Source organism: Halomonas sp. EF61, assembly GCF_040147045.1.
Classification (GTDB): Bacteria; Pseudomonadota; Gammaproteobacteria; order Pseudomonadales; family Halomonadaceae; genus Halomonas; species Halomonas litopenaei.
The window spans coordinates 669,291-691,860 of the sequence record NZ_JAMSHM010000004.1; the positions used below are offsets into that span (position 1 = coordinate 669,291).

Annotated in this window: 21 protein-coding genes and 1 pseudogene; 13 read left to right on the plus strand and 9 right to left on the minus strand. The window is 54.0% G+C overall.

Annotated features, from left to right (window positions below; translation table 11 throughout):
* Positions 1–14: 14 nt before the first annotated feature.
* A complete protein-coding gene (locus NFI08_RS22430; protein WP_349591180.1) occupies positions 15–908 on the plus strand; it encodes a hypothetical protein in 894 nt (297 codons plus the stop codon).
* A gap of 241 nt (positions 909–1,149) precedes the next feature.
* Here the strand turns inward: NFI08_RS22430 and NFI08_RS22435 are convergent, their stop codons facing one another.
* On the minus strand, positions 1,150–1,506 hold the full coding sequence (locus NFI08_RS22435; protein ID WP_349591181.1) for a tetratricopeptide repeat protein: 357 nt from the start codon (positions 1,504–1,506) through the stop codon (positions 1,150–1,152).
* Positions 1,507–1,592: 86 nt separating this feature from the next.
* Complete coding sequence (locus NFI08_RS22440) at positions 1,593–2,120, minus strand: hypothetical protein (protein ID WP_349591182.1); 528 nt, start codon at positions 2,118–2,120, stop codon at positions 1,593–1,595.
* Between the two features lie 711 nt (positions 2,121–2,831).
* Between NFI08_RS22440 and NFI08_RS22445 the strand changes: the two genes are divergently transcribed.
* Together NFI08_RS22445 and NFI08_RS22450 are read left to right on the plus strand one after the other, a co-directional pair.
* The gene (locus NFI08_RS22445) at positions 2,832–4,154 is read left to right on the plus strand and encodes a Y-family DNA polymerase (RefSeq protein ID WP_349591559.1); all 1,323 of its coding nucleotides are present in this window, start codon (positions 2,832–2,834) and stop codon (positions 4,152–4,154) included.
* 203 nt (positions 4,155–4,357) lie between these two features.
* The gene (locus tag NFI08_RS22450) at positions 4,358–5,431 is read left to right on the plus strand and encodes a hypothetical protein (protein ID WP_108133641.1); all 1,074 of its coding nucleotides are present in this window, start codon (positions 4,358–4,360) and stop codon (positions 5,429–5,431) included.
* A 150-nt stretch (positions 5,432–5,581) separates the two neighbouring features.
* Here the strand turns inward: NFI08_RS22450 and cadR are convergent, their stop codons facing one another.
* Complete coding sequence (gene cadR, locus NFI08_RS22455) at positions 5,582–5,989, minus strand: Cd(II)/Pb(II)-responsive transcriptional regulator (protein ID WP_004364961.1); 408 nt, start codon at positions 5,987–5,989, stop codon at positions 5,582–5,584.
* A gap of 95 nt (positions 5,990–6,084) precedes the next feature.
* Here cadR and NFI08_RS22460 point away from each other — a divergent pair, with 95 nt between their 5' ends.
* The 7 genes from NFI08_RS22460 (at position 6,085) to NFI08_RS22490 (ending at position 13,651) form a co-directional block, all read left to right on the plus strand.
* Positions 6,085–6,981, plus strand: coding sequence for a cation efflux transmembrane domain-containing protein (locus NFI08_RS22460; RefSeq protein WP_004574643.1), 897 nt, complete (start codon positions 6,085–6,087; stop codon positions 6,979–6,981).
* A gap of 3 nt (positions 6,982–6,984) precedes the next feature.
* Positions 6,985–7,497 (plus strand): signal peptidase II, encoded by a 513-nt coding sequence (gene lspA, locus NFI08_RS22465; protein WP_004863699.1) that lies wholly within the window; start codon positions 6,985–6,987, stop codon positions 7,495–7,497.
* Positions 7,498–7,518: 21 nt separating this feature from the next.
* Positions 7,519–8,808, plus strand: coding sequence for an ISL3-like element ISPpu12 family transposase (locus NFI08_RS22470; RefSeq protein ID WP_349591562.1), 1,290 nt, complete (start codon positions 7,519–7,521; stop codon positions 8,806–8,808).
* A gap of 147 nt (positions 8,809–8,955) precedes the next feature.
* On the plus strand, positions 8,956–10,398 hold the full coding sequence (gene dcm / locus NFI08_RS22475) for a DNA (cytosine-5-)-methyltransferase (protein ID WP_108132533.1): 1,443 nt from the start codon (positions 8,956–8,958) through the stop codon (positions 10,396–10,398).
* A 90-nt stretch (positions 10,399–10,488) separates the two neighbouring features.
* Complete coding sequence (locus NFI08_RS22480; protein WP_108132532.1) at positions 10,489–11,709, plus strand: type II restriction endonuclease; 1,221 nt, start codon at positions 10,489–10,491, stop codon at positions 11,707–11,709.
* 11 nt (positions 11,710–11,720) lie between these two features.
* On the plus strand, positions 11,721–12,188 hold the full coding sequence (locus NFI08_RS22485) for a very short patch repair endonuclease (protein WP_108132531.1): 468 nt from the start codon (positions 11,721–11,723) through the stop codon (positions 12,186–12,188).
* Between the two features lie 83 nt (positions 12,189–12,271).
* Positions 12,272–13,651, plus strand: a complete 1,380-nt coding sequence (locus NFI08_RS22490; RefSeq protein ID WP_108132530.1) for a type II restriction endonuclease — start codon at positions 12,272–12,274, stop codon at positions 13,649–13,651.
* 727 nt (positions 13,652–14,378) lie between these two features.
* Here the strand turns inward: NFI08_RS22490 and radC are convergent.
* The 6 genes from radC to NFI08_RS22520 all read right to left on the minus strand — a co-directional run bounded on the left by radC (position 14,379) and on the right by NFI08_RS22520 (position 18,081).
* Positions 14,379–14,876 carry a RadC family protein gene (gene radC / locus NFI08_RS22495; protein ID WP_108132529.1) on the minus strand — a complete coding sequence of 166 codons (498 nt, stop codon included), beginning with the start codon at positions 14,874–14,876 and terminating at the stop codon, positions 14,379–14,381.
* Positions 14,877–14,885: 9 nt separating this feature from the next.
* Positions 14,886–15,497 (minus strand): lambda exonuclease family protein, encoded by a 612-nt coding sequence (locus NFI08_RS22500; protein ID WP_349591566.1) that lies wholly within the window; start codon positions 15,495–15,497, stop codon positions 14,886–14,888.
* Positions 15,498–15,577: 80 nt separating this feature from the next.
* On the minus strand, positions 15,578–16,324 hold the full coding sequence (locus NFI08_RS22505) for an ERF family protein (RefSeq protein ID WP_231498619.1): 747 nt from the start codon (positions 16,322–16,324) through the stop codon (positions 15,578–15,580).
* A gap of 16 nt (positions 16,325–16,340) precedes the next feature.
* Positions 16,341–16,526, minus strand: coding sequence for a hypothetical protein (locus tag NFI08_RS22510; RefSeq protein ID WP_108132527.1), 186 nt, complete (start codon positions 16,524–16,526; stop codon positions 16,341–16,343).
* A gap of 137 nt (positions 16,527–16,663) precedes the next feature.
* Positions 16,664–17,632: a DUF932 domain-containing protein gene (locus NFI08_RS22515; RefSeq protein WP_108132526.1), complete on the minus strand. Its 969-nt coding sequence runs from the start codon at positions 17,630–17,632 to the stop codon at positions 16,664–16,666.
* A 119-nt stretch (positions 17,633–17,751) separates the two neighbouring features.
* Complete coding sequence (locus tag NFI08_RS22520) at positions 17,752–18,081, minus strand: hypothetical protein (protein ID WP_108132525.1); 330 nt, start codon at positions 18,079–18,081, stop codon at positions 17,752–17,754.
* Between the two features lie 747 nt (positions 18,082–18,828).
* Between NFI08_RS22520 and NFI08_RS22525 the strand changes: the two genes are divergently transcribed.
* The 3 genes and pseudogenes from NFI08_RS22525 to NFI08_RS22535 all read left to right on the plus strand — a co-directional run bounded on the left by NFI08_RS22525 (position 18,829) and on the right by NFI08_RS22535 (position 22,491).
* Positions 18,829–19,815, plus strand: coding sequence for a YagK/YfjJ domain-containing protein (locus tag NFI08_RS22525; RefSeq protein WP_349591568.1), 987 nt, complete (start codon positions 18,829–18,831; stop codon positions 19,813–19,815).
* Positions 19,749–20,675: pseudogene (locus tag NFI08_RS22530) on the plus strand (IS481 family transposase); the annotation flags it as partial. The gene NFI08_RS22525 and the pseudogene NFI08_RS22530, both read left to right, overlap by 67 nt.
* Positions 20,676–21,132: 457 nt before the next feature.
* A complete protein-coding gene (locus NFI08_RS22535; RefSeq protein WP_231498618.1) occupies positions 21,133–22,491 on the plus strand; it encodes a YfjI family protein in 1,359 nt (452 codons plus the stop codon).
* The last annotated feature ends 79 nt before the right edge of the window (positions 22,492–22,570 follow it).

Here is a 22,570-nt window from a genome sequence, read left to right on the forward strand (position 1 = left end):
AAAGGGGATTTTAGGTGAATAAAATATTTTTGGTAGGTGTAATGGCTGTTTTCGGACTGACAGGATGTGCCCCTATGATCTGGAGCCAACGCCTGCCAATGGAAACTGACACGAGGTGTGATAGCTCAGGCACATGCACGGTCAGGGATACCACTATTCAAAACTCCAGAGACAATCTTACATACACATGCAATAAGATAAATGGACAATTAGAGTTCACCCAAAAAACGGGTGTCTATGATGGTGACTTATTGGTTAATGATAAAATCTATAGGTCATATGAGGTAAATGATACTTTGCTCAAAAAAGCTATATATAGCAATGATCTTTGGTCTTACTCTGGTACAGGCGAGGGCGGTACTAAACGAAGAATATTAGTTGATTCACAGAGCCTAAGGAATGTCGAGTCGAATTGTAGCGTTGACCAGGACTATGTCGATAGAGTAGAAGAAGAACGTCAGCAACGCATGGAAGGATATGCTGAAGCTATAAAGCAAGAGAATGCAGATAGAGAATTTAGAGATAATGCATTTTCTGTTGCGTCTGATACGTTTGGTGCTGAGGTGATTGGCGAAGAACTTGGCTTGCACGATGATATACTAGCTCATCCGGAGATGCTGACCAGATCTCCATTTGTCTTTGAAGGTGTTAACGATTTTGGATATCAAGTGCAGCAGCAGATATCTGGAGACTTGTATCTTGTTATGAGTGATTATGCTCCCGCAAGGAATAACTCTCTGCCTATATTGTTGTCATATGATGGGCAGCTGATAGAAAAAAGTTATATAGAAAACTTTATTGGAGTTTATCTTGGTATAGAGAGGTACAGTACAGCGTTTGGTATGAAGCAAGCAGCGGTAATACGAATAGAAGAATATAACCCTCCTGTTGATCCTGACAGGTGGTGAATACTGTCACATCACATATAGCCCGTGGCTCCTTGAACTATAGGCTCAGGGGGCCTGCTGCCACAGGAACTGGTCGAGTGTATTTAGTGCGGCTACGAGCTAGGATCGGTCTCGTGAGCCACCGTAGCGATCAAGTTTATTCTTAAGTTCCTGCCTGACAAAGCCTTTCGCGATCCATCATTCGATAAACTGTAATGCCCCCTCCATAGCTGCACAATACACTGCGCAGCTCTGGAGGGGGTCACTTTAACTTTGCTTGTAATCGATCTATATTTTTGTTTAAGGATTGAATATCTTTCAACCAGTCCTCTGGACTATTAAGGTCGTTAGACTCACGATACCTAACAAGGCCTTCTACAGCTTGCCGATAGCTTTCAATTGCTTTTTCTGTTTCACTAAGTTTTTCATATGCCATGCCAATCTCTTTATAGAAAAGAGGAGTCATTATACGAATAAACTTCGCCTCTTTATCCAAAGATATTATCATTCTGGCTACTTCAACAACTTGGCCATGCTCTTTAGCGCGCTTGTGTTCATTAAGCGGCTTACGAAGTTCTTGCCAACGGTCAAACTGGTTTTGATTAAATAATTCAGGCATTATTGGTGCCTCCATGTAACGTTGCGCACGTTGGTGCGGGCTTGGCAGCGTCTGTAACCTGAAGTCTGCGTAGCTCTTTTACCTTGCTAGCATTTTCTTTCGACGTACGCTTTAAGTGTGCATTGTTCTTGACAAAAGTCAGTGAGATCAACAATAAGTAAGCCTTGTTGCTTCGCCCATTTCAAGGGGCCTTTAGTGTCTAGTGTGAGCACGATCGAATGCACTGATCTTGCCGCTAAAGATAAATCAGCTTCGTTTCTATAAAGACCGGACTTTCGCTTTGTATCACCTACCCTGCCTTTATAAGATAAAATTAAAGCTTTTTCATCTTGCCCTATGTATCGGCCATCCTCATAACCGCCAACCCGCTGATCCTCAGTGCTGTGATGATTATTAAAAAAGCCAAAAATCCTATCGATTTTTATTTCCCACAACTCAATTCGATTAGCGATGTATTTTTCAAGGGTGGGATCGTGGGAAATAGCACGATTTTCCAAGATTTGTTCGCCAACAATTCTCAATTCATAGTTGTTCTCCGGGAACTCTTTTTTTAGATCAATATCGTTTTCATATAGAAAGTTCCATACATTGCTATCTATGTATATGTATTCCACGCAACCTCCTATTCGCTACGCTGATTTAGTAGTAGGGGAGAAACCGCAACGGGAAAAACGTCGCTATACCTCGCCTTTTTAAGCGAAACGCTACAGGCTGCGTCCAATCGCCAGCTTAACAATTGGTGCTACAGTGTCCGGTGTAATTCCACGCTCACTACAGTATCTGGTTTGCAACCAATCCGAAAGCATCTTCTGTCCCTTGCTAGCATTGCAACCGCAGCAACAGAGAGCAATGTTTTCTCTGGTGATAATTCTCGCATCATTGATGATGTGCTCCCAGCTTGCCGCAGACCTCCTTGAAACTTTCACAGAGGTAAATTCGTTGCCGCAGTAGACACACACTTTATCTCTTCCACGGACTTCTCTTTCCAGCCCACCAGGGATATTCCAATTGTTTGCCATCGTACCTCTTCCTCTTGACAGTGATCAGTCTTTCCCGCATACCATTGAATGAAAGATTCTTCGTGTTCATTGACGTTATACTGGATGATCTTCACATTATAATCTTTTTAAACTCTGATATATTCAATAACTTTCGATTATATAATAGCAATCATCGGGCTATCTACCAAACACAGAAGAGCAGATCCGAGGTATTTACTGGGAAGACCGTTTCGATGTTCAACAAAGGTGGTACTTATAACTTTAGAAGTATGGACATATATTGTCCATGTTGACAGCAAAAAATCGCGCAAACTATGGACATGAATGAGAGCATGGGAACCCTCGTACAGGGCGCGCTCATCGTACGTCAATGGCAATGTCATTCGTAGTTACAACTTCTACGTGTCCTGTGAAAAAGCCTTCAGGCCAGACCTGGATGGCAGGCCAGTTGGAGTGCTGACGAACAATGACGGCTGCGTGATCGCCCGATCCCCCGAGCTCAAGGCCCTGGGCGTTGCCATGGGCGCCCCTGCACACATGCTCGATCCCCACATCACTCGACAGTGCGTGCTGTTCTCCAGCAATTACGCACTTTACGGCGATATGAGCCGCCGGGTGACGGCTGTCTATCACCAGTACACACCGGACGTGAGCGTCTATTCGATTGACGAGTCATTCTTGGGGTTCGATGGGTTCCCGGGCGAGAGGCTCGAAGATCACTGCCAGGCCATGCGACTCCGGGTAAGGCAAGAAACGGGCATTCCGATCAGTATCGGACTCAGTACCAGCAAGACGCTTGCAAAGATCGCCAACCATTTAGCAAAAAAGGAGGCGGCCTGTGAGGGCGTGGCCCTGTTGCCACCGGAGAGCGACACGACGCGGCGTGTGCTTGAGCGGTTGCCCGTAACGGAGGTCTGGGGGGTGGCGCGGCGAACCGGCCTGCGCCTCGCGGATATGGGCATTCATACCGCCTGGCAATTGCGCGTGGCTGATCCCAGGCAGCTACGGCGCCTATTTTCGGTCGTCATGGAGCGCACCGTGTGGGAATTGCGCGGGCAAGACTGCATTGAGCTCGACGACATGTCGGTTCCCAAAAGGCAGATCATGACCAGCCGAAGCTTCGGCCGGCTTACCGGCGATCGCCAAGAGCTGCATGAGGCCATCAGGCATCATGCGAGCTGCGGCGCCGAAAAGCTCCGCAAGCAGCAGAGCCTGGCGTGTGCCCTGGTCGTGTTCGTCAAAACCAACCCCTTCCGGCCCGAGCTGCCCCAGCACCACGAAAGCCTCCTGCTGGCACTACCGCGTCCCACCGATGACAGCCGATTGATCGTCCATACGGCGTCGCGGGGTCTCGATCGGATCCATCGTGCGGGCGTGGCCTACCAGAAGTGTGGCGTGATGCTGACTGACCTCGTCGATCGAAACCATGAGCAGTTCGACATCCTGGCGGATCAACAAAGCAATGCCGAACGAGAACGCTCGGAGCGCCTGATGGCGACACTCGACAAGCTCAATCGTGAGCTGGGTGCGGGCACCGTCAAGCTGGGTGGAGGGCGCGAGAACGCGGCCTGGCACCTCCGCTGCGCGTATCGCTCGCCACGCTATACGACGCGGTGGGAGGAGTTGCCGGTCGTCAAGATGCGCTGATCAGTACAGCACGCTGGATACCTGGTTCATGCATACCCGGGCGACATGGTCCGGGCTGCGCCAAATCAGCCGCCAGCAAATGCCGTCCTGCTCGAGCTGCGGTTACATTGCCCGAATACGGGCGGAAACCATGATTAATCTCTCACAACAGCAAAGAGTTACATCATGGTAGGTTAGGGTCGGTACTGGACTGGAACCCCAACATGGCACTACTCACACCGCTAGGCCCGCTGGATCAACTGGACGTCGAAAACTGGGAAGTCCAGAAAGACCTGCTTTCCATGGACAAGCATCGGCTACTGGAGGGACTCGCCATAGAGGGCACTATGGAGAGTATCTTCAAGGAGATGCCACCCCTTGGAGCCAGACCACTTCCTCTCTCGCTCCTGCGGGCCGCTCAGAGGGGGAAGCCCAACTCATGGTGGATATGGCGTCACGAGCCGGATGACTCGGGAACGGGCAAGCTTTTCGACATGCTCGAAAGAAGAAATCCGAAGAGCGTGATTATGTGTGACTACAACGAGAGCCAACGGGATTTCGTCATGTCACGCTATTTCAAGCGGACCGGGGAGTCGGTACAGCAGAGACTGATGGCCCAGAGGCGGATCACGGTACCCGATTTCGAGAGCCCCGCCCCGCTACTCCAGGAAACGCTGAGGGTTCTCACCGCCTTTTTTCGCATCACGGAAGGTGCCCATAACCGCAACATGTTCAGGGACGTCGTTCTCCACCGTCTCTTCAAGAACTGCGCCATCCAGCCGTTTTACGACTTCCTGTGGGACATCGACACCATCCTTGAAATGCCGGACGGCCGGCTTGTCCAGCTGGAGATCAAACACAAGTTTCCTGGCGGTCGAGCCGACCTGTTCTTTGGCCTGAACGATGGCCAGGTCAGGACCATGCTCGAGCTCGCGAAATGTGGGATCGACACTTTCCACATCAATGTCGTGAAACCCTACTGGGACAGTAACAGCAGCACCGGCTACCTGATGAACGATCCATCCGTCCGGGACAACATACTCGTGGCGGGGCACTACCTCGATCGTGAGAAGCTCGAGCTGATCACGAGGAGCAGGAGCGGGAGTAGCGGGGAAACCGAATCCCTCTATGGCAGGAAGAAGCAGTCTTTCAAATCTATCCCTGTCACTGAATTCGTTCGGGTCGGCACTCTTCACGAGATTATCGCCTCCGGCCCGGCGCCCATTCTGGCAGGTGCCGGCCGGGAGCTACTTCCTCCCCTGACACAGCAGGAACTGCTGGAAAAGAGACTCGGTTAGCGAGTCGCCGGCAAATCCTCGGGGAGACGGATGTCGTGACGCCAATATTACCCATCAAAAAATGGGTAAGCGGATTAAATGGTTGATCTTACCTTTGCATGAGAGTGAGACAGACCGGCATCTCATCGGATTATCTGGTTGATGCTTCACCTACTGCTGGTGCATGTTTCCTTCGCTAATTCCAGCAAGAACCCCACACGCCTCAACTTCCCGGTCATCGTTGCAACTCGCTCTCAGTGAAACGAGTTGTTTCTCAAGCGCTTGCAGAGCGGTTATCTGCGACCGCACATGAGAGATGTGATCATCGAGCAAGGCGTTGACGGCGGTACAAGGCTGATGAGGGTCGTCCTGATAGCTCTGTAGTTCGTGAATCTCAGCCAGTGACAGGCCCAGGATTCTGCAGCGACGGATGAAGGCCAGCCCCTCACCATGCTTCTCGGTATAGACACGGTAACCGTTGTCCTGCCGATCAGGCGGCGGCAACAAGCCCTGCTGTTCATAGAAGCGGATCGTCTGTGTTTCGACCCCTACCAACTGCGCCAACTGACCAATGCGCATCAGCCTCCTCCCCAACGGATTCTTTACTCTATTGACCTTATAGTAGCTTTATAGTTTTAAATGGTACCACAACATTGTTCAAGTGGAGTCGTATCATGAGCAAATCCTGTGGTGGCGCCTGTGGCGGTGATGCAACGTCCGCAGCGGATACCGATATACAGGCCTCCTCCGAGGCGCCAGGGAGATGGGTCAGTGTTTATGCCGTGCCGAAGATGGACTGTCCATCAGAAGAACGAATGATTCGCCTAGCCCTGAACGGCTTTGAGGAGATTCGGGCGCTGTCCTTCGACTTGTCGAACCGCCGGCTGAAGGTCGTGCATGACGGCGAGGTCGAGCCCGTCACCTCGAAACTGAAGACCTTGGGGCTAGGCGCCTCGCTTCAGGAAACCGTCGCTGCAAATCCGGAGACCATCAAGGCCGCCGAGTTTTCGGCAGCTTCTGCTAAGCAAGAATCCGGGACCCTGCGCTGGTTGCTCGGCATCAATGCACTTCTGTTCGTGGTGGAAATGACTGCCGGTCTGATCGCCCAGTCCACCGGCCTGATTGGAGAATCCCTGGACAATTTTGCCGATGCGGCGGTGTACGGGCTTGCCCTTTATGCGGTTGGACATAGCGTGAAAATGCAGGTACGTGCCGCGCATCTTGCTGGTGTACTGCAACTGATCTTGGCTGTGGGCGTGCTCGTAGAGGTGGTGAGACGCTTTGTATTCGGTAGTGAGCCTGAATCGCTGGTGATGATGGCTATCGCATTCGTCGCATTGATTGCCAATACCAGTTGTCTGCTGCTCATATCCAAACATCGGGAAGGCGGGGCGCACATGAAGGCAAGCTGGATATTCTCGGCCAACGACGTGGTGATCAACCTGGGGGTCATCACCGCCGGCGCCCTGGTCGCGTGGACCGGTTCCAATTATCCGGATCTGATTATCGGCACCATCGCGGGGGGCATTGTACTTAACGGTGCCAGACGCATTTTGGCGTTGAAGGGTTAAATAATGCTCATTATTGGCAAAAAGCTCTCGCCGTATGCCCTATTGTCCATATCGGGCCTGCTGGCAGCGTCTGATCAGGCTGTAAAGTGGCTGGTGCAGCAATCAATGGCCTATGGCGAGTATGTTTCGGTGACCCCGTTCTTTAACTGGGTGCACCTATGGAACACCGGTGCCGCATTCAGTCTTTTTGCGAATGGTGGAGGCTGGCAGCGCTACTTTTTTATCGGAATCGCGGTAGTGGTCTCGATTTTTCTGATCAAGCTGATCCTTGAAAATCGTCATAAAGGAGAAGCCATCGCTTACAGTCTTATCCTCGGTGGCGCCATGGGCAACCTGATTGACCGGGTCTTTCGCGGCTATGTTGTGGATTCCTTTGATTTCTATTGGCGAGACTGGCATTGGCCGGCCTTCAACCTGGCTGATATTGCAATTGTCCTCGGTGCCTTACTTTTCGTTTCCAGCAGCTTGTTGGGTAAAAAAGCAAACACCAATGCCGAGCCGGATGGATCTGACTGACACCTACGCCTATACAACACCATGACCGAACTTCCCGACAACATCCTTCACCTGCCGCAATACCAAGTACTGGGCTGCAAATCAACCGACGACGAAATGCACTTCCAGGTGGACGTGCCCGATCCCATCGCCTGCGAGGAATGCGGCGTGCAGGGTGAGTTCGTACGGTTCGGCAAGCGTGACGTTCCCTATCGTGATCTGCCCATCCACGGCAAGCGGGTCACTCTCTGGGTGGTCCGCCGCCGATACACCTGCCGGGCCTGCAAGACAACATTCAGGCCCCAGCTACCGGAGATGGTGGACGGATTCCGTATGACACTGCGGCTGCATGAGTACGTGGAGAAGGAATCCTTCAACCACCCCTACACCTTTGTGGCGGCACAGACCGGCCTGGACGAGAAGACGGTGCGCGACATCTTCAACGCCCGCGCCGAGTTCCTGGGGCGCTGGCACCGCTTCGAGACGCCCCGCATCCTGGGCATTGACGAGCTATACCTGAACAAGCGCTACCGCTGCATTCTGACCAACATTGAGGAGCGAACCCTGCTCGACCTGCTGGCCACCCGCCGCCAGGACGTGGTGACCAACTACCTGATGAAGCTGAAAGACCGGCAGAAGGTCGAGATCGTCAGCATGGACATGTGGAACCCCTACCGGGCAGCGGTCAAGGCTGTGCTGCCCCAGGCCCGTATCGTGGTCGATAAGTTCCATGTGGTGCGCATGGCCAACGATGCCCTAGAGAGAGTGCGCAAGGGCCTCAGAAAGGAGCTGAAACCGTCCCAGAGCCGGACTCTCAAGGGAGACCGGAAAATCCTGCTGAAACGCGCTCACGAAGTCTCAGACCGGGAGCGCCTCATCATGGAGACCTGGACAGGCGCGTTCCCGCAACTGCTGGCCGCCTACGAGCACAAGGAGCGCTTCTACGGCATCTGGGACGCCACCACACGGCTCCAGGCAGAAGCCGCCCTGGACGAGTGGATAGCCACCATCCCGAAGGGCCAAAAGGAAGTCTGGAGCGATCTGGTCAGGGCAGTGGGAAACTGGCGCGAAGAGACCATGACCTACTTCGAGACGGACATGCCCGTCACCAACGCTTACACGGAGTCCATCAACCGACTGGCCAAGGACAAGAACCGTGAAGGGCGCGGTTACTCCTTCGAGGTGATGCGGGCACGAATGCTCTACACCACGAAGCACAAGAAGAAGGCACCGACTGCGAAGGTCTCTCCTTTCTACAAGAAAACCATCGGTTACGGACTGCCGGACTTCGCAGAGGAACTCAACTACGGAGTCGATCTATCAACCACCTGAGGGTGGTATCAGATTGATGGGGTGAAGGTGCCCCATCAACCATTAAATCCGTATACCCCAAAAAATCTCGTCAGGTCCTAGCGCAGAGCCATCCAAAGGGAATACAATTTAGACATTCCGTCACAGATATGACCCAGAGGAAGCCACATGTCCCTGTTCCCGGACCTCGATAAGCAGGACGCAGCCGACCCAACGGCCCACACGTCCCACTACGACCTGCTGGATGACCGTCAGCTGCTGGAGCGGGTGCTCGAGATCTACGACCAGGGCACTGTCGCTGCTGCCCTGCGGGAGGTAGACGACCGCTGGTGTCGCGAAACCCTGAACCGCACGATCAAGGGCCGGGCGAAGCAGAGGATCACCCGTAACGAGGCACGCCGCCTGATCGCCATGCTGCCGAAGGCCCCCCGCCATCAGGGCCGTGCCGCTTTCACCTTCATTGACCTTTTCGCCGGCATCGGCGGGATTCGTCAGGGGTTCGAGTCGATCGGCGGCGAGTGCGTCTTCACCTCGGAGTGGGACAAGTACGCAGTTCGCACCTACAAGGCCAACCACTACTGCGACCCGGCAACACACCGATTCAACCGCGACATTCGCGATATCACCCTGTCGGCACGCACCGACGTGGATGAGGAAACGGCCTACAAACATATTCACAGGGAGATCCCGAACCACGACGTTCTGCTCGCCGGCTTCCCCTGCCAGCCTTTCTCACTCGCCGGTGTTTCCAAGAAGAACTCGCTGGGCCGCAAGCACGGGTTTGAATGCGATGCCCAGGGCACCCTGTTCTTCGACGTTGCGCGGATCATCGCTGCCAAGCGGCCACCGGCGTTCATGCTCGAGAACGTCAAGAACCTCAAGAGCCACGACAGGGGCAAAACCTTCCGCGTGATTTGCGAGGCACTGGACGAGCTCGGCTATGATGTGGCCGACGTGGAAGCCCCGAAGGGACAGGATCCCAAGGTCATCGATGCTCGGCACTTCGTGCCCCAGCACCGTGAGCGCATCGTGCTGGTCGGCTTCCGCCGGGACCTGAACGTGCACCAGGGCTTCACCCTGCGGGATCTCGGGAAGGTCTACCCGAAGCATCGCCCCTCCTTCAGCGATCTGCTGGATGACGACGTCGACGACAAGTACATCCTAACGCCCAAGCTGTGGGAATACCTGTACCGCTACGCCCAGAAGCATCGCGAAAAGGGCAACGGCTTCGGATTCGGCCTCACCGGCCCGAACGACGTTGCGCGCACCCTTTCGGCCCGCTACCACAAGGACGGCTCGGAGATCCTGGTCGACCGCGGTTTTGATGATCTAAAGCCCTTCGACTCACCGGAAAACCTGCGCAACCGCCCCCGCCGCCTGACCCCTCAGGAGTGCGCACGCCTGATGGGCTTCGACGCACCCGGCGAAAGCCGCTTCGTCATACCGGTCTCGGACACCCAGGCCTACCGCCAGTTCGGAAACTCGGTCGTCGTCCCCGTGTTCGAGGCTGTCGCCGAACTGATGAAGCCCCGCATCATCGAGGCGCGTCGCAAGCTCAGGGAAATGGAGCAGTCAGAGCAGCAGCAACCCGAACTGCAGCTTGCCATTTAGGGCCACGTTACCGCAGCATGGCGTTACTCTATCCGAGATGAGGGCGGCCACTGGCCGTCTTCTTCGTTTTCGTTGTGTTATGGAACGGCCATGTCATCTCTCAGTCACCATTTTGCCGGGATCTCCATCAAGCGTCTGAGCGCCGTCGAAACAGAGCGGCACACCTCAAATCAGCACGAATTCAACGGCACCAACGCCATGAAGAGCTATCTGGGAGTGGACCGGAGAATCTTTCCCGCTGCATTCATCTATCTTGGCGAGGCCGAGGAAGACCGCCTTGCACTGGATGATCAGGTAACCTGGTACGACGCACGGGAGCGTCATCCTTCACGAAGCGAACATAGGCTCTACTTTCGCGATAACGAGGTAATGCAGAAGGCTGCCGAGGGCGACACGCTGATCAGCGCGCTTCGCCACGACGGCACAATGCTGCTTTTGATCCTCAGTGAGGAAAGCCCTGACCGAGGCGACATCCTTTGGTTGTTCGGGATGTCGAAGGTGCCGGGCAAGAGCTTCACCACGATCGACACTGATAAGGTCACTCCGCAGTCCAATGCCCTTTTCAACTACGTGGCAGAGAGTGCCGGGCTTGAAGTCGAGGAGGAGGCCTCCGACACCTGGCTGGAGCTCATGCTCGACCGCTTCGGCCCCAGATTTCCGAAAACGCGCGAACTCTCGGGACTGGCACTGGAAACGCTTGGGCAGGATATCAACGCAATCGAGATTCCGGATGAAACACTGGTCAGGCTGATCGACCGTGAAGAGACGCTGTTCCGGCAACTGGAAAGCCACATAGTCAGCGCTCAACTCAGGGGCAAGGCCGAGACCTGGGCGAACAATGTCGATGAATTCATGCAGTTCTCGCTTGGCGTCCACAACCGTCGAAAGTCCCGGGCAGGTCACGCGCTGGAGAATCATCTCGAATGGATCTTTCTCGAAAACGGTGTGGATCACCAGCGAGGGGCCCAAACCGAAAACCGATCAAGGCCGGACTTTCTTTTTCCCGGCGCCGAGAAATACCAGGATCCGGACTGGCCTGATGCTAGGTTGACGATGCTTGGCGTCAAGACCACTTGCAAGGATCGCTGGCGACAGGTGCTGAATGAAGCACGGAGGATCCCCGAGAAGCATCTTCTTACCCTGCAACCTGGGATATCGGAGCATCAAACCACGGAAATGAAGCAGGCAAGCCTGACCCTTGTCCTGCCTCGGAGACTGCATGAAACCTATTCCACGACGCAAACGGGCAACCTGATGGACGTTTCCGAACTCATTACCCTATTGCGAGAGCGTCAGACACTCCAGCTATAGCAGGGGGTTAGTTGAACGACATCGTCGACCCACAGACTCGGTCGCGGATGATGTCCGCGATCAAGGGCAAGAATACCAACCCCGAGCTTGCCGTACGTCGCTACCTGCACGCCCGGGGCTTCCGCTATCGTCTGCACCGCGCGGGCCTGCCGGGAAAGCCGGACCTCGTCCTGCCAAAATATCGACTCGCGATCTTCGTTCACGGCTGCTTTTGGCATCGTCACGCGGGCTGCTTCTACGCAACCTCCCCTGCCACTCGAAAAAATTTCTGGCGTGAAAAACTAGATGGCAATGTCGCTCGTGACAAGCGCCAACAGACGGCCTTGACTGACGCAGGCTGGCGTGTGCTGGTGATATGGGAATGTGGTTTAAAACATAACTCCAGTGAAGCATCCCAAATCGATGATTTGATTATGGGCGAAGACTCCTGGACAGAGTGGCCAAAAAAACCTCCCAAAACTCGGCCGAAAAAAACATGAATACGCAAAGCACATCAAGAAACTGCTGAAGCGAACAACTGTAGCTTAACCAGAAAAGAAGATTCAACAATCAAAGAGAGAAAATGAAAAATAACCCAGAGCTCGATATTGAAAAACCATCTGAAGATGCCGATGTTTTATTGCAATTCCTCGACAGGGCCAGCCAAGTATTTGTCAAAAAGCTTGAGAATAATGATAGAGACTGGTCTTATGACCAAACCAAACATCAGAATGGCGTATACATCCCGCACGCACAGCGTGACAGTGGCTTCTTTCCGACATTGACATTAAAAGAGCGAGAGGATGGGAAAACCAATGAGATATGGGAGGCCTATTTTTTAACATACTGGCCGCAATTCGAAAAAGGATATAGAAAAAGTCGTCTCGTAAATTATCGAAGCAAGAGTGAAGAGACTCATCTGACGAGGATTCCCAAGTCAGCTTTTTCAGAACTGTTACCCGCTTCATTCCTGCTTATAGGCTGTATCCAGCTCGCCGACGAGACGGTTTTTGAGTGCCTTACTCTGGATTCGGCTAGCGAAGAAACTGCCCTTCTCTCTGATATTTTTAACCTCGACCCTGATTTCAAAGTCGGCATCTTCAGGCCTGAAGAAAAAAAGTCAGAAGAAACTGCGCGAATCATGGATTTCGCCGAAGAGGTTATTTCAGCCTGGGAAGACGGCGCCATTGCAAGGTTCGCAGCAGAAAATTCTGTCATGCCAACAAGTTATGAGATAGCTTTTCGTGCAAGACAGGTTTTCATGAAAAGACATGGATTGGTAAACATTAGTCCATTTTCCATGGATTCTCCCGGAGACGCTCTTCGAGAAATTAGCCGAAAGATTGAGTGGGGTATTTTTCGCGAATTTCAACGTCGCGAACGCTCTGTGGAGCTTATCCGAATAGTCATGGGCGACGAGCCAATCAAAATAAGGACTTCAGACATTATACGCAAACTGATTGACGAACTGCCCGCTATTGATGCGTTAATGCTCTCGGCTAGTCAGCAGCGTAAATCTCGTGCCGGTTATTCATACGAGCACCATATCGAGGCAATGCTAGGCGATGGAAAAGTTCCATTCGAAAAGCAGGTTATTCTCGCCTCAAAAAAACGTCCTGACTTTATTTTGCCCTCACTCGAATTCATCGACAGCAAAAAAGAAGGATCGGAAACAGGCTTGATCCTTAGTGCAAAAACGACTCTGCGCGAGCGCTGGAAGCAGGTCGAACGCGAAATGGAGGGCCGCCGCCTGTTTCTTACCACAGTCGACGAGAACATTGCCAGCAATACTATCGAAGATATGGCTTCATTCGGCGTGCATTTAGTGATTCCAGAAAGCCTAAGAAAATCAAAAGAAACCGAGTACGAGGGGCACGAAAACGTCCTCAGTTTCCGGGAATTCTGTGATGAAACCCTTACTCCGAACCTAAAAACTTGGATTAAAACTGGTTCATCGCATTGACAATAAAGCCGGTACGAAGATTGGCATTATGCAGCAGGAATTCTGGCAGTTTGCGTTCAGCATAAAAAATGTATGATAACCGGTGCCGCCCAAAAGGCAGCACCGGTTTTATGCCGTGGCTAGTAATCACGGGTGTGGGTGAGTCTAGGTCAGAAGGCATGTGATTTTAAAATTCGTATTCATGCGAAGCTATCAAAAAAGGCGTTAATCCACGGGTTGTATCAGTAACCGGAATGCAACATTGACCTATCAGGTATCGTGCTGCCATGATCCGTTGCCACATGTAGGGTCCCGGATGATGGAGCTTCTTCAGAGAATCATCCGGGAAAAGATGTGCGGGCTTATAAATGTCACTATTAGAGTGACGTTAATTCATCTACATGCTGGAGGAAGATTCAAAACTGGGAGGGTAGGTTAGTCGTCTGAGCCTACGTATGCGTATCTATCGTAGTTCGACCGTATAAAATTCTCGATAAGCCTGATCTGCTCCTCAGTCAGCTCATCATCAGGAACATACTCAAACCCTAATGCTCTCTTCGCTTCTTGCCATACATCCGGGTGAACCTCGACCACGCTGCTTCTCCTTGAGTTGATTGGTGAGAAAAACAACGAATTTGAAGGAACTCATCGAGAAATTCAACGAAGCTGCTTGATAATGGCAAAAAAATTTAGATGATATGCCGGCGCTGCCCAAAAGGGCAGCGCCGGTGAATGTCGTGATACGCTTTCAGAGAAACCCCAGCTCCGCGAATGAAGCACACCCGTCACTCCCGACCACGATGTGATCGATGACCCGGATTTCCATCATTCCTAGCGCTTCCTTCAGGCGCTGGGTAATCCGTCGATCAGCATCGCTGGGCTCGGGGTCGCCCGATGGATGGTTGTGGACCAGAATCATCGCAGCGGCGTTGCAGGCCAAAGCCTGCTTGACCACTTCGCGCGGGTAGACGCTGGCCGAGTCGATGGTACCGCGAAACAGTTCCTCGAAGCAGATCACCCGATGCTGACTGTCTAGGAACACGGCGCTGAAAACCTCGTGCTCGACGTCCTGCAGCAGGATCTGCAGGTACTCGAAGGCCAGCGCCGGCTGGGTGATCTTGCGCCCCCTGGCCAGCCGGCGACGGGCAAAGGCTTTGGCGATGCTCAAGAGCTCCGCTTCGGTCACCGTGTCGGTGATGCGATAGGTGCCGGCGTTCTCGCCGGCGCTAAGCTTGCGGTGGTACATGTTCTCTCCTCATGCCGCCATGACCATGGTCAGGCGACGCTCCAGTTCCTCGTGGAACGCCTCGACACGCTCGGCGATGGTGCGGATCAATGCCTCGTCGCGGTAGGCCCGCTTCACGAACAACGGCATGCCCGGCCAGTAGCTGACGAAGTCGATCCACTCCCGCTCGCTGACCCACAACCCGCCCTGACACTGGGCGACGTGCTCCGAGGGGATCTCACCGGCGAGCAGCACCTCGATCTGGTATCGGGGCAGCTTGGTCTTGATCTCGGCCAGGCCGCGGCTGTCCACCAGACAGTCCGGCGAATAGCCGACGCCGTGGTTGAGAATCAGGCCCACCTGCTTTAGGTGTGGCAGCCCCGTGGCTTCCTGATAAAGCTCGCGGGCCATGGGTTCCAGTTCATGACCCCGCTGGGTATGGGCGTTGCCCTGAAAGGCATCGGCCGGCTCGCCGGTGATGCGTTCGCCAATCAGTTGATGCATGTAGCTCAGGGCCCCGGTGCCGAAACCGCCGGGTCCCTTACCCTTGACCAGCAATGTCTTGAGCTCGGACATGGTGATGATGCCGAGGCGCGCGGCCTGCCACTCGGGCGTGCCCTGTTCCATGGTCAGGATCTGCATGACATTCTCCTTCTTGGATTATTCGTCGGGATTTCGCCGAGACGGCATAGATGGCGAGGGGCGGTCCCCTCGTTGGCCGGTCAGTGCTGTCGAGGATTGGGCTGGGCCCGCTTGTGCAGGGAAGCCCGCAGCTTGTCGAAGTCGCTGCGTGGCACTCGCTCGGCCTGGCCGTACTTGCCGATGAACCATTCCTGGGTGGCCGGCGGGCAGGCGGTAATCAGCTGTTGGAGCTGGCCGGCCTGGAAGGGTGTGACCAGCTTGACCGGGGCGGCGGTCTGGCCATTGTCGTCCTGGCCCCGGGTGGTGATGTTGAGCAAGGCACAGAGCACGTAGCGCTTGCCGTAGCTGGTCGAGGAACCGAAGGCCTGCACGGCGTTCTTGTTGCCGCTGCCATCGGCCGGCAGCAGCATGCTGGTCTCCTCGCGATGACCGTCCTGGTGCATCAGTACCCCAGTCACCTGAATGCCGCGTTCCTGGGTCTGAATGCGGAAGCTCACCGCAAAGCCGTGCTTTTTCATTATCGGGCGCACGGTATCGACGATATCCTCCAGGGTGGCGTAGTGACCGTTGTTGGTCTTGCCACGCTCGACGATGCTGGGTAGTTCGGTCTGCATGGCCGCCATGGCGGCGCTGTAGGCCATCAGCGCCTGGCGATCCAGCACACGCTCCTGCATTTGCAGGAGCCTCTCAAGTTTGTCGATATCGACATCCGGATTGAGCGCAGCGCGCTCGATCACTTGGATGATCGCGGTGCTGTCGGGTTGAGACTGGGTAACGACCGGGATCGGCTCGATCGCTGTCTGTCGGGTCTTAGGGGTGGTAGCCATGGTGATATCTCCCGATTCATTCATAGGCGTTGATGACGTCGCGCACCTGCTCCAGCGGTACCGGGGTCAGTTCGACGGTGACGCGATAGATCCGGCCGCGAGCCAGTACGTGGGTCCGGGCCTCCTGGCGCTCGCTCTCGAGCAGTTGTCGGGCCAGCTGGGTTAGCGACTGGCACAGTACAAAGGGCAATGACGAAGACATGAGTGACACTCCAAACAGAAACGCCCGGCCCTGAGGAGGCCGGGCGCTATGCCGTGATGGGTCAGGGGTGAAAGGGCTGACGGGGATAGAGGAAACAGGGACGACTTGAAGGACCGTTGCGCCGGGGACGCCTGGCGTTAGGCGACCAGCGCAAGCGCCGACGCAAGGGCCTTGTCTTTGAGGTTGGCGCCCTGGCCGAACCACGCAGAATCCATGCGGTAGTCGTTGCTGCGGGCGCGTTTCTCGTGGTCGACATACTCGGTGACGGCGTTGAGCAGGCCCCAGGCGGTGTCCCTGGCGGTACACAGATCGGCGCCCCGGCCCTCGCCGTGATAGAGCTTCTGGACGCGATTAAGCGCACGGTAGTTGGGCAGCCTGGACGGATCGTCCAGCGGTTCCTCGGCATTGCAGATCACCGCCTGGAAATACGCCCTGGCCTCATCCCGGCTGATCTTGCGCTCGGCGAGGGCCTTCATGCGGACCATGAAATCGTCCCACTGGGAGACCGAGATACCCAACTGCTGCTTGACGCGCCGGGCATCGAACTCAGTGCTGTGCGGCACCCTCACCCCCTGGGTCATGCCATCCACGGCGATGGTCAGGGTGTTGTTGCACACCACGCGGACCGTGGTCGGTGTGGCCACGGTGGCCAGCGAGCCATCGCAGGACGTGGCCAGCAGCAGGTAGCCGTTGACCGCATCCTGGCCCTTGAGTGAGGTGCTCAGGCCGCTACGCGCCAGTGCCCAGAACTTGCGTCCACCCTTGAGGACCCCGGCGGTCTCGAGCTCGTAGCCGGCGGATTCGGTGAGGTCGCGATAGAACTCCATCACCTCCGCCGGCTGGACCACCTTGTAGCGTTGGGAAACCACCGACAGCGGTGCCTGGGTGTCGGAACGATAGAGTACCTTCTGCTCGGGGAAGGCATGGATGCTGCCCAGGTGAGACGTCGAATTGGCGACGAAGCGTACCGGGGCTTCTTCGATCCGCCAGTCCATGCCGGCCTGCTGCTGCCAGATCTCGAGGGGCTGGTGGCGCGACAACTGCTGCCCCAGCCCGTGCCAGGGGGTATCGCCGACGTAGGCCATGCGTTCGATCTGATGGGCCATGGGAATGACTCCTGTGTGAGGGTGATGAATACGGCATAACGACCCGCCGCCGGCGAGGCCGCGGGCCATGGGAAGAGAAAGCGAGGGAACAGCGGGCTAGCGCGAGGAGCGCTTGGAAGTTACGGGGTGGATCGGAAGGTGTGGCGGCAGGCCAGGCACTCGTGGTTGTCGAGCACCCGGGCATCGAGTTCATTACCCAAGCGGGCACCGGTTATCCCGCCGGCAGTGCCGCCGACCAGTCCCCCAAAGACGGCCCCGGTGAGGCTGCCGAGGGCCAGACCGACCGGCCCGGCCCAGGCACTGACCAGGGCGCCAGTCTCGGCCCCGCTCAGGGCCCCGGCAACGCCACCGGCAGACCCCGCTGCCATGCCGATGCCGGCCCCGGTCTTTCGCCCCCGATGCAAGGGACGCGTGCGCAGCGAGCCGCAGCTCGGACACGTGATCGTCATGCTGACCTCCTGATTACGGAAAAGACGCGTCGAGATAGTCATTGCTTCCCGACTTCAGGGAGGTAATACGTGGCTGAAAATTTTTTAAATTTAATCGGGAACGAATTCTTGAGATGACGCAGGGATAGCGATGAATGCCCTTCCCACTAGGGCAACACTGCGTAAAACAGGCACTATCCGAATCGCTGACAGCCAAATTCCTGCGCTGCCGTATTTTTTCACCACCAGGGTTAATGACATGAGACGGCGTCAGAGGCGAGTCACGAACATAATTGCGAGCCTGGTTGGCTCGCGTTATTTAGAGCAATCCGAGTGGGATAACTTTTTACAGCAGCAGGCGCGCCAATCGCTTGGCCACACTAACGTTTATTAATTGAAAGATGAGGTGAATCATAGCCAGGGAAATAATCCAACTCCGGTAAACGGTAGTATGGTGTCCTAGACACCTAGATGTTGCTTGTCTTATATAGCACCCAAAGCAAACCCAACCAACTTATAAAATAATAGTACTTATTGAAACATAGGCAACCCTACCCAAGGGTTGCCTGAGTGTTATTAGATCATACAACCTGCTATTAAAACCTCGCCCAGGACTACCATCTATACCTGGTATTCGATTCATTAAACTGCCGACTCGTCTACACGTTATCTAGCCCTGCTTAACAAGGCTTAGGGACCATATTGCTGTTTAGATGTGAGCTTATATCCCAACGACCCTTCTCTCAATCCCTTAGCGGAGACAAACCCATGTCCATGAACCCGAATTCCATCTTTTATCTTTACCCCAAGCGACATCCCCTGCGCAAGCACCTAACTTGCCACTGGGCCAACACTTACCGTGGCTACCATGTTAAGCAAGATCGTAAAAAAGGACCTTTGGTATTGAATTATTTAAATGAGGCGTTTGCGCTTATTAAATATCTACAGTCAAAGTACTATCATACTTTTGGCTTTCGGGTAGATCTGCATACTCCTGAGAAAATGACTGACCCGCTGAAATACGATCATAACGGCTTAATACGAAAATTCCAAGATCGATTACAAGCGGAGTTAAATCGAGCGAGCGGTAAGCGTTCAGCCAAACTGCATGCGATCTGGGCGAGAGAGAAACTGGACCGAGTATGGATGAAGCGCAAGCGTCGACGGGGCGATAAGATCCTTGACCCTGACAAGGCCAAGCCCCATTACCATGTCCTCATTCTAGTCAACGGTGATGCCTTCAGACACTTGGGGAGCTACAAACCGACGCCTGAAAGCGATGGTCAGTACCTGAGCAACACAATGGCGCACCGCGTGATACGGGCTTGGGCTTTCGCCCTGGGCAATCGTGCTCATTCCGAAATGCCTGGATTGGTCGAGTTCTGTAAGCAACGCCGATTTAAGGACATCCCGGCCAAGGATGGAAAACCGGCCAAGAAGATTATTATCAAAAAAGTCGTACCCTTCCATATCTACCGCAAGGATGGTCCAGAAGGCTTGGTCGAGATCATGTACGCGGTCAGTTACCTGTGCAAAGCCTACTTGTGGTGTCTCGGATGTTCAATTGACCAAAAGGAGCTATCCTTTGATAGCCGCCCGAGGGCTTCTCCGTCAGTTCATCCAGGAGCATTGCCATGGAGATCAAGCTTCATAAGCAAGCCACTACAACCCCGAAGATTCGCGCTGAGATCCAGGCGGCTCCTGCTCACATTACCGATACGGCGCTGGCGGAGCGTTTTGGTGTCAGTGACATGACGATACGTCGGTGGCGGCACCGCGATGACGTCTATGATCGCCCCCACACCCGTCACAACCTCAAGGCAACGCTCAACCACGAGCAGGAAGAGGTGCTGATTGCGGCACGCGAATTCCTTCGTCTCGGGCTCGACGACCTGCTCGTCGTCGCCCGGGAGTTCTTGCATCCCACGCTATCCAGAGCGGCGCTCCACCGGATGTTGAAACGCCGCCAGGTGCCCACCTTGGCCCAATTGGCTAAGAGGGATCAGGAGGGCAAGAAGGAAACGCCCAAGCCCTTTCGAGACTACGAACCGGGCTACCTCCATATCGATATCAAATATCTGCCGCAGATGCCTGATGAGACGCAGCGCCGCTATCTGTACGTTGCCATCGACCGAGCTACGCGCTGGGTCTATCTGGAGCTGCGCTCCAGCCAGGCGGCAAGCGATGCTGAAGCGTTTTTCCATCGGGTCGTTGAGAAGGCCCCGTTCAAGGTCCAAAAGGTGCTGACGGACAATGGCAAGAGCTTCACGGATCGCTTCACCTCTGGTGGAGAGCGCAAGCCCACCGGACAGCATCCGTTTGACCAGGCATGTGCAGAGCACCACGTGGAGCACCGCCTGATTCGACCGGGCCACCCTCAAACCAACGGAATGGTCGAACGCTTCAATGGCCGTATCAGTGACGTCTTGGCGACGCGTCGCTATGTCTCCGGAGAAGACCTGGAGCAAACGCTAAAACGATACTGCTGGCTGTACAATCATCACATCCCGCAGAAGGCATTGAAGCACCAAGCCCCCATTTCAGCGATGAAAGACTGGCAGAACAGGCGTCCTGAGCTATTCACCAAGCGTGTAATTAATCATCCGGGACCTGACACCTACTCGAAGGATCTGAGCCCGGGCACTCGTTGTTTTCAAACCACCCAGTTTTCCCCAGATGCCGCACATGCGGTTTGGATGTTTGAAAATGAAAAGGACTACTACGGCAAGCCTTACGCCTTGCGCCAAGGGCTCGATTGGGAAGCAGGCGCCGATTGAACCACCCAGCATGCGGTTTCGCCATGCATGCTGCTCAGTCATCTTCTGAGGCAACAGCAGCCCTGCTGGTCCTTGGTTCACGACCGCATATCTAAAATTATGATGAATGTACTTGATGTTAAACGCGAAATCCGCGAATATTCGCACTTTTCGCAACACACAAAAACTTTAAGATATGCAAAAATACGATGCAGCCGTCCCATTTGAATTTCCCTTACTTAGTGACAAGTGGCCCCGGCTCAGCGCGTCATCCAGGTTACAAAGCGCCGTTGACGAAGTGGCCAATGAGCTGCAGGTGAGCCCTGAAATGGCCCTAACGACAGCGCTTGGGGCGCTTTCTGTCGCCTGCCAAGCCGGTTATATGGTCAAGATGCCGAACCGGAATGTGATCCACCCTGTCTCGCTGATGCTGCTGACGGTGGCTGAGTCCGGCGTCCGCAAGACCGCCTTGGAATCAAAATTTTTCAAGAGCATTCGCGATTTTCAAAAAAAGCAAGAAAACGAAAATAAAAAGCGTCTGCGTAAGCATGAATTCGAGCATGAAGTATGGAGCACCAAACGCCAGACATTGCTTTCTGTATTACGCAAGGCCGTAAGAAGAGGGGAGGACTGCGAACAAATTGAAATGCGACTTAGGAACATGGAAGACGAAAAACCCGAGCTTGCTAAAACTATTAATTTGCTTCATGAAGACACCTCGATACAGGCGCTTCTGAACTCGATGCACGATCATTATCCCGTTGCTTGCTTAGTTTCCAGCGAGGCGGATGAGATCCTTAATGGCCTGGCCATGCAAAGCACCAGTGCGATCAATGCACTGTGGAGCGGTAGTGATGTTACGGTGGGGCGTAGTAGCCGGACAAGTTTTACCATTACGGAGGGACGCCTGACCGCAGCCCTGATGACACAGAAAAGCTCCGTTGAGCATTACCTGGAAAGACGCGGGAAACGAGCTCGCGGATCAGGACTATTAGCCCGTTTTTTAACGGTCTACCCTCGCTCTTTTATAGGTTATCGGGATTCTAGCGAGGGAAAATCCGAAAAAACCCCATACTGTGACGCGTTTAACCTCCGCGTTCATGATCTGCTACTTAAAACGCTTCGTGAGGATGGCTTAAAACTATCCAAGACACAAGTTATCGAGTTTTTACCAGAAGTGACTGAAGAGTGGAACTTGACCGAAAAGTTCATTGAACATCAATGTCGTGTGAATGGCATTTATGAGCTAGCCACGGACCATGCCGGCAAGCTAATGGAAAACATGGACCGCGTCGCGGCTCTTATTCATCTTTGTGAAAACGACAGCGACCGCATTACAAAAGAAACTTTTATCAGCGCCCGAGATATATGCATGCATTACTCCATGCATTTTCTTGAATATCTAGTGCCCGAGACACAGGCGCAGAAAGATGCTAAGAAATTATACGATAAGATGTATGCTTACCAAGATCAATATAATAGCATTTTTGGAACCAGCTGGATGCTCCGCTACAGCCACCTCACTCGCGACCGCCTGGACGAAGCGTTGGCGATACTTGAAAAAAATAAATATGTAGAACGCTTCCAAAACAACCATTATCGATTTTATCCCGACAAAGTCGGAGAAAAGCCAAGACTCAATCCCGGATTCTATAGAAGCATGCGACCTCAATGACTAAATGCAACACTTGGCCATAGTTTAGAAACGTTCATCGACACAGTTGGCCGCCGGTGTCGCATTGACATTCATATAG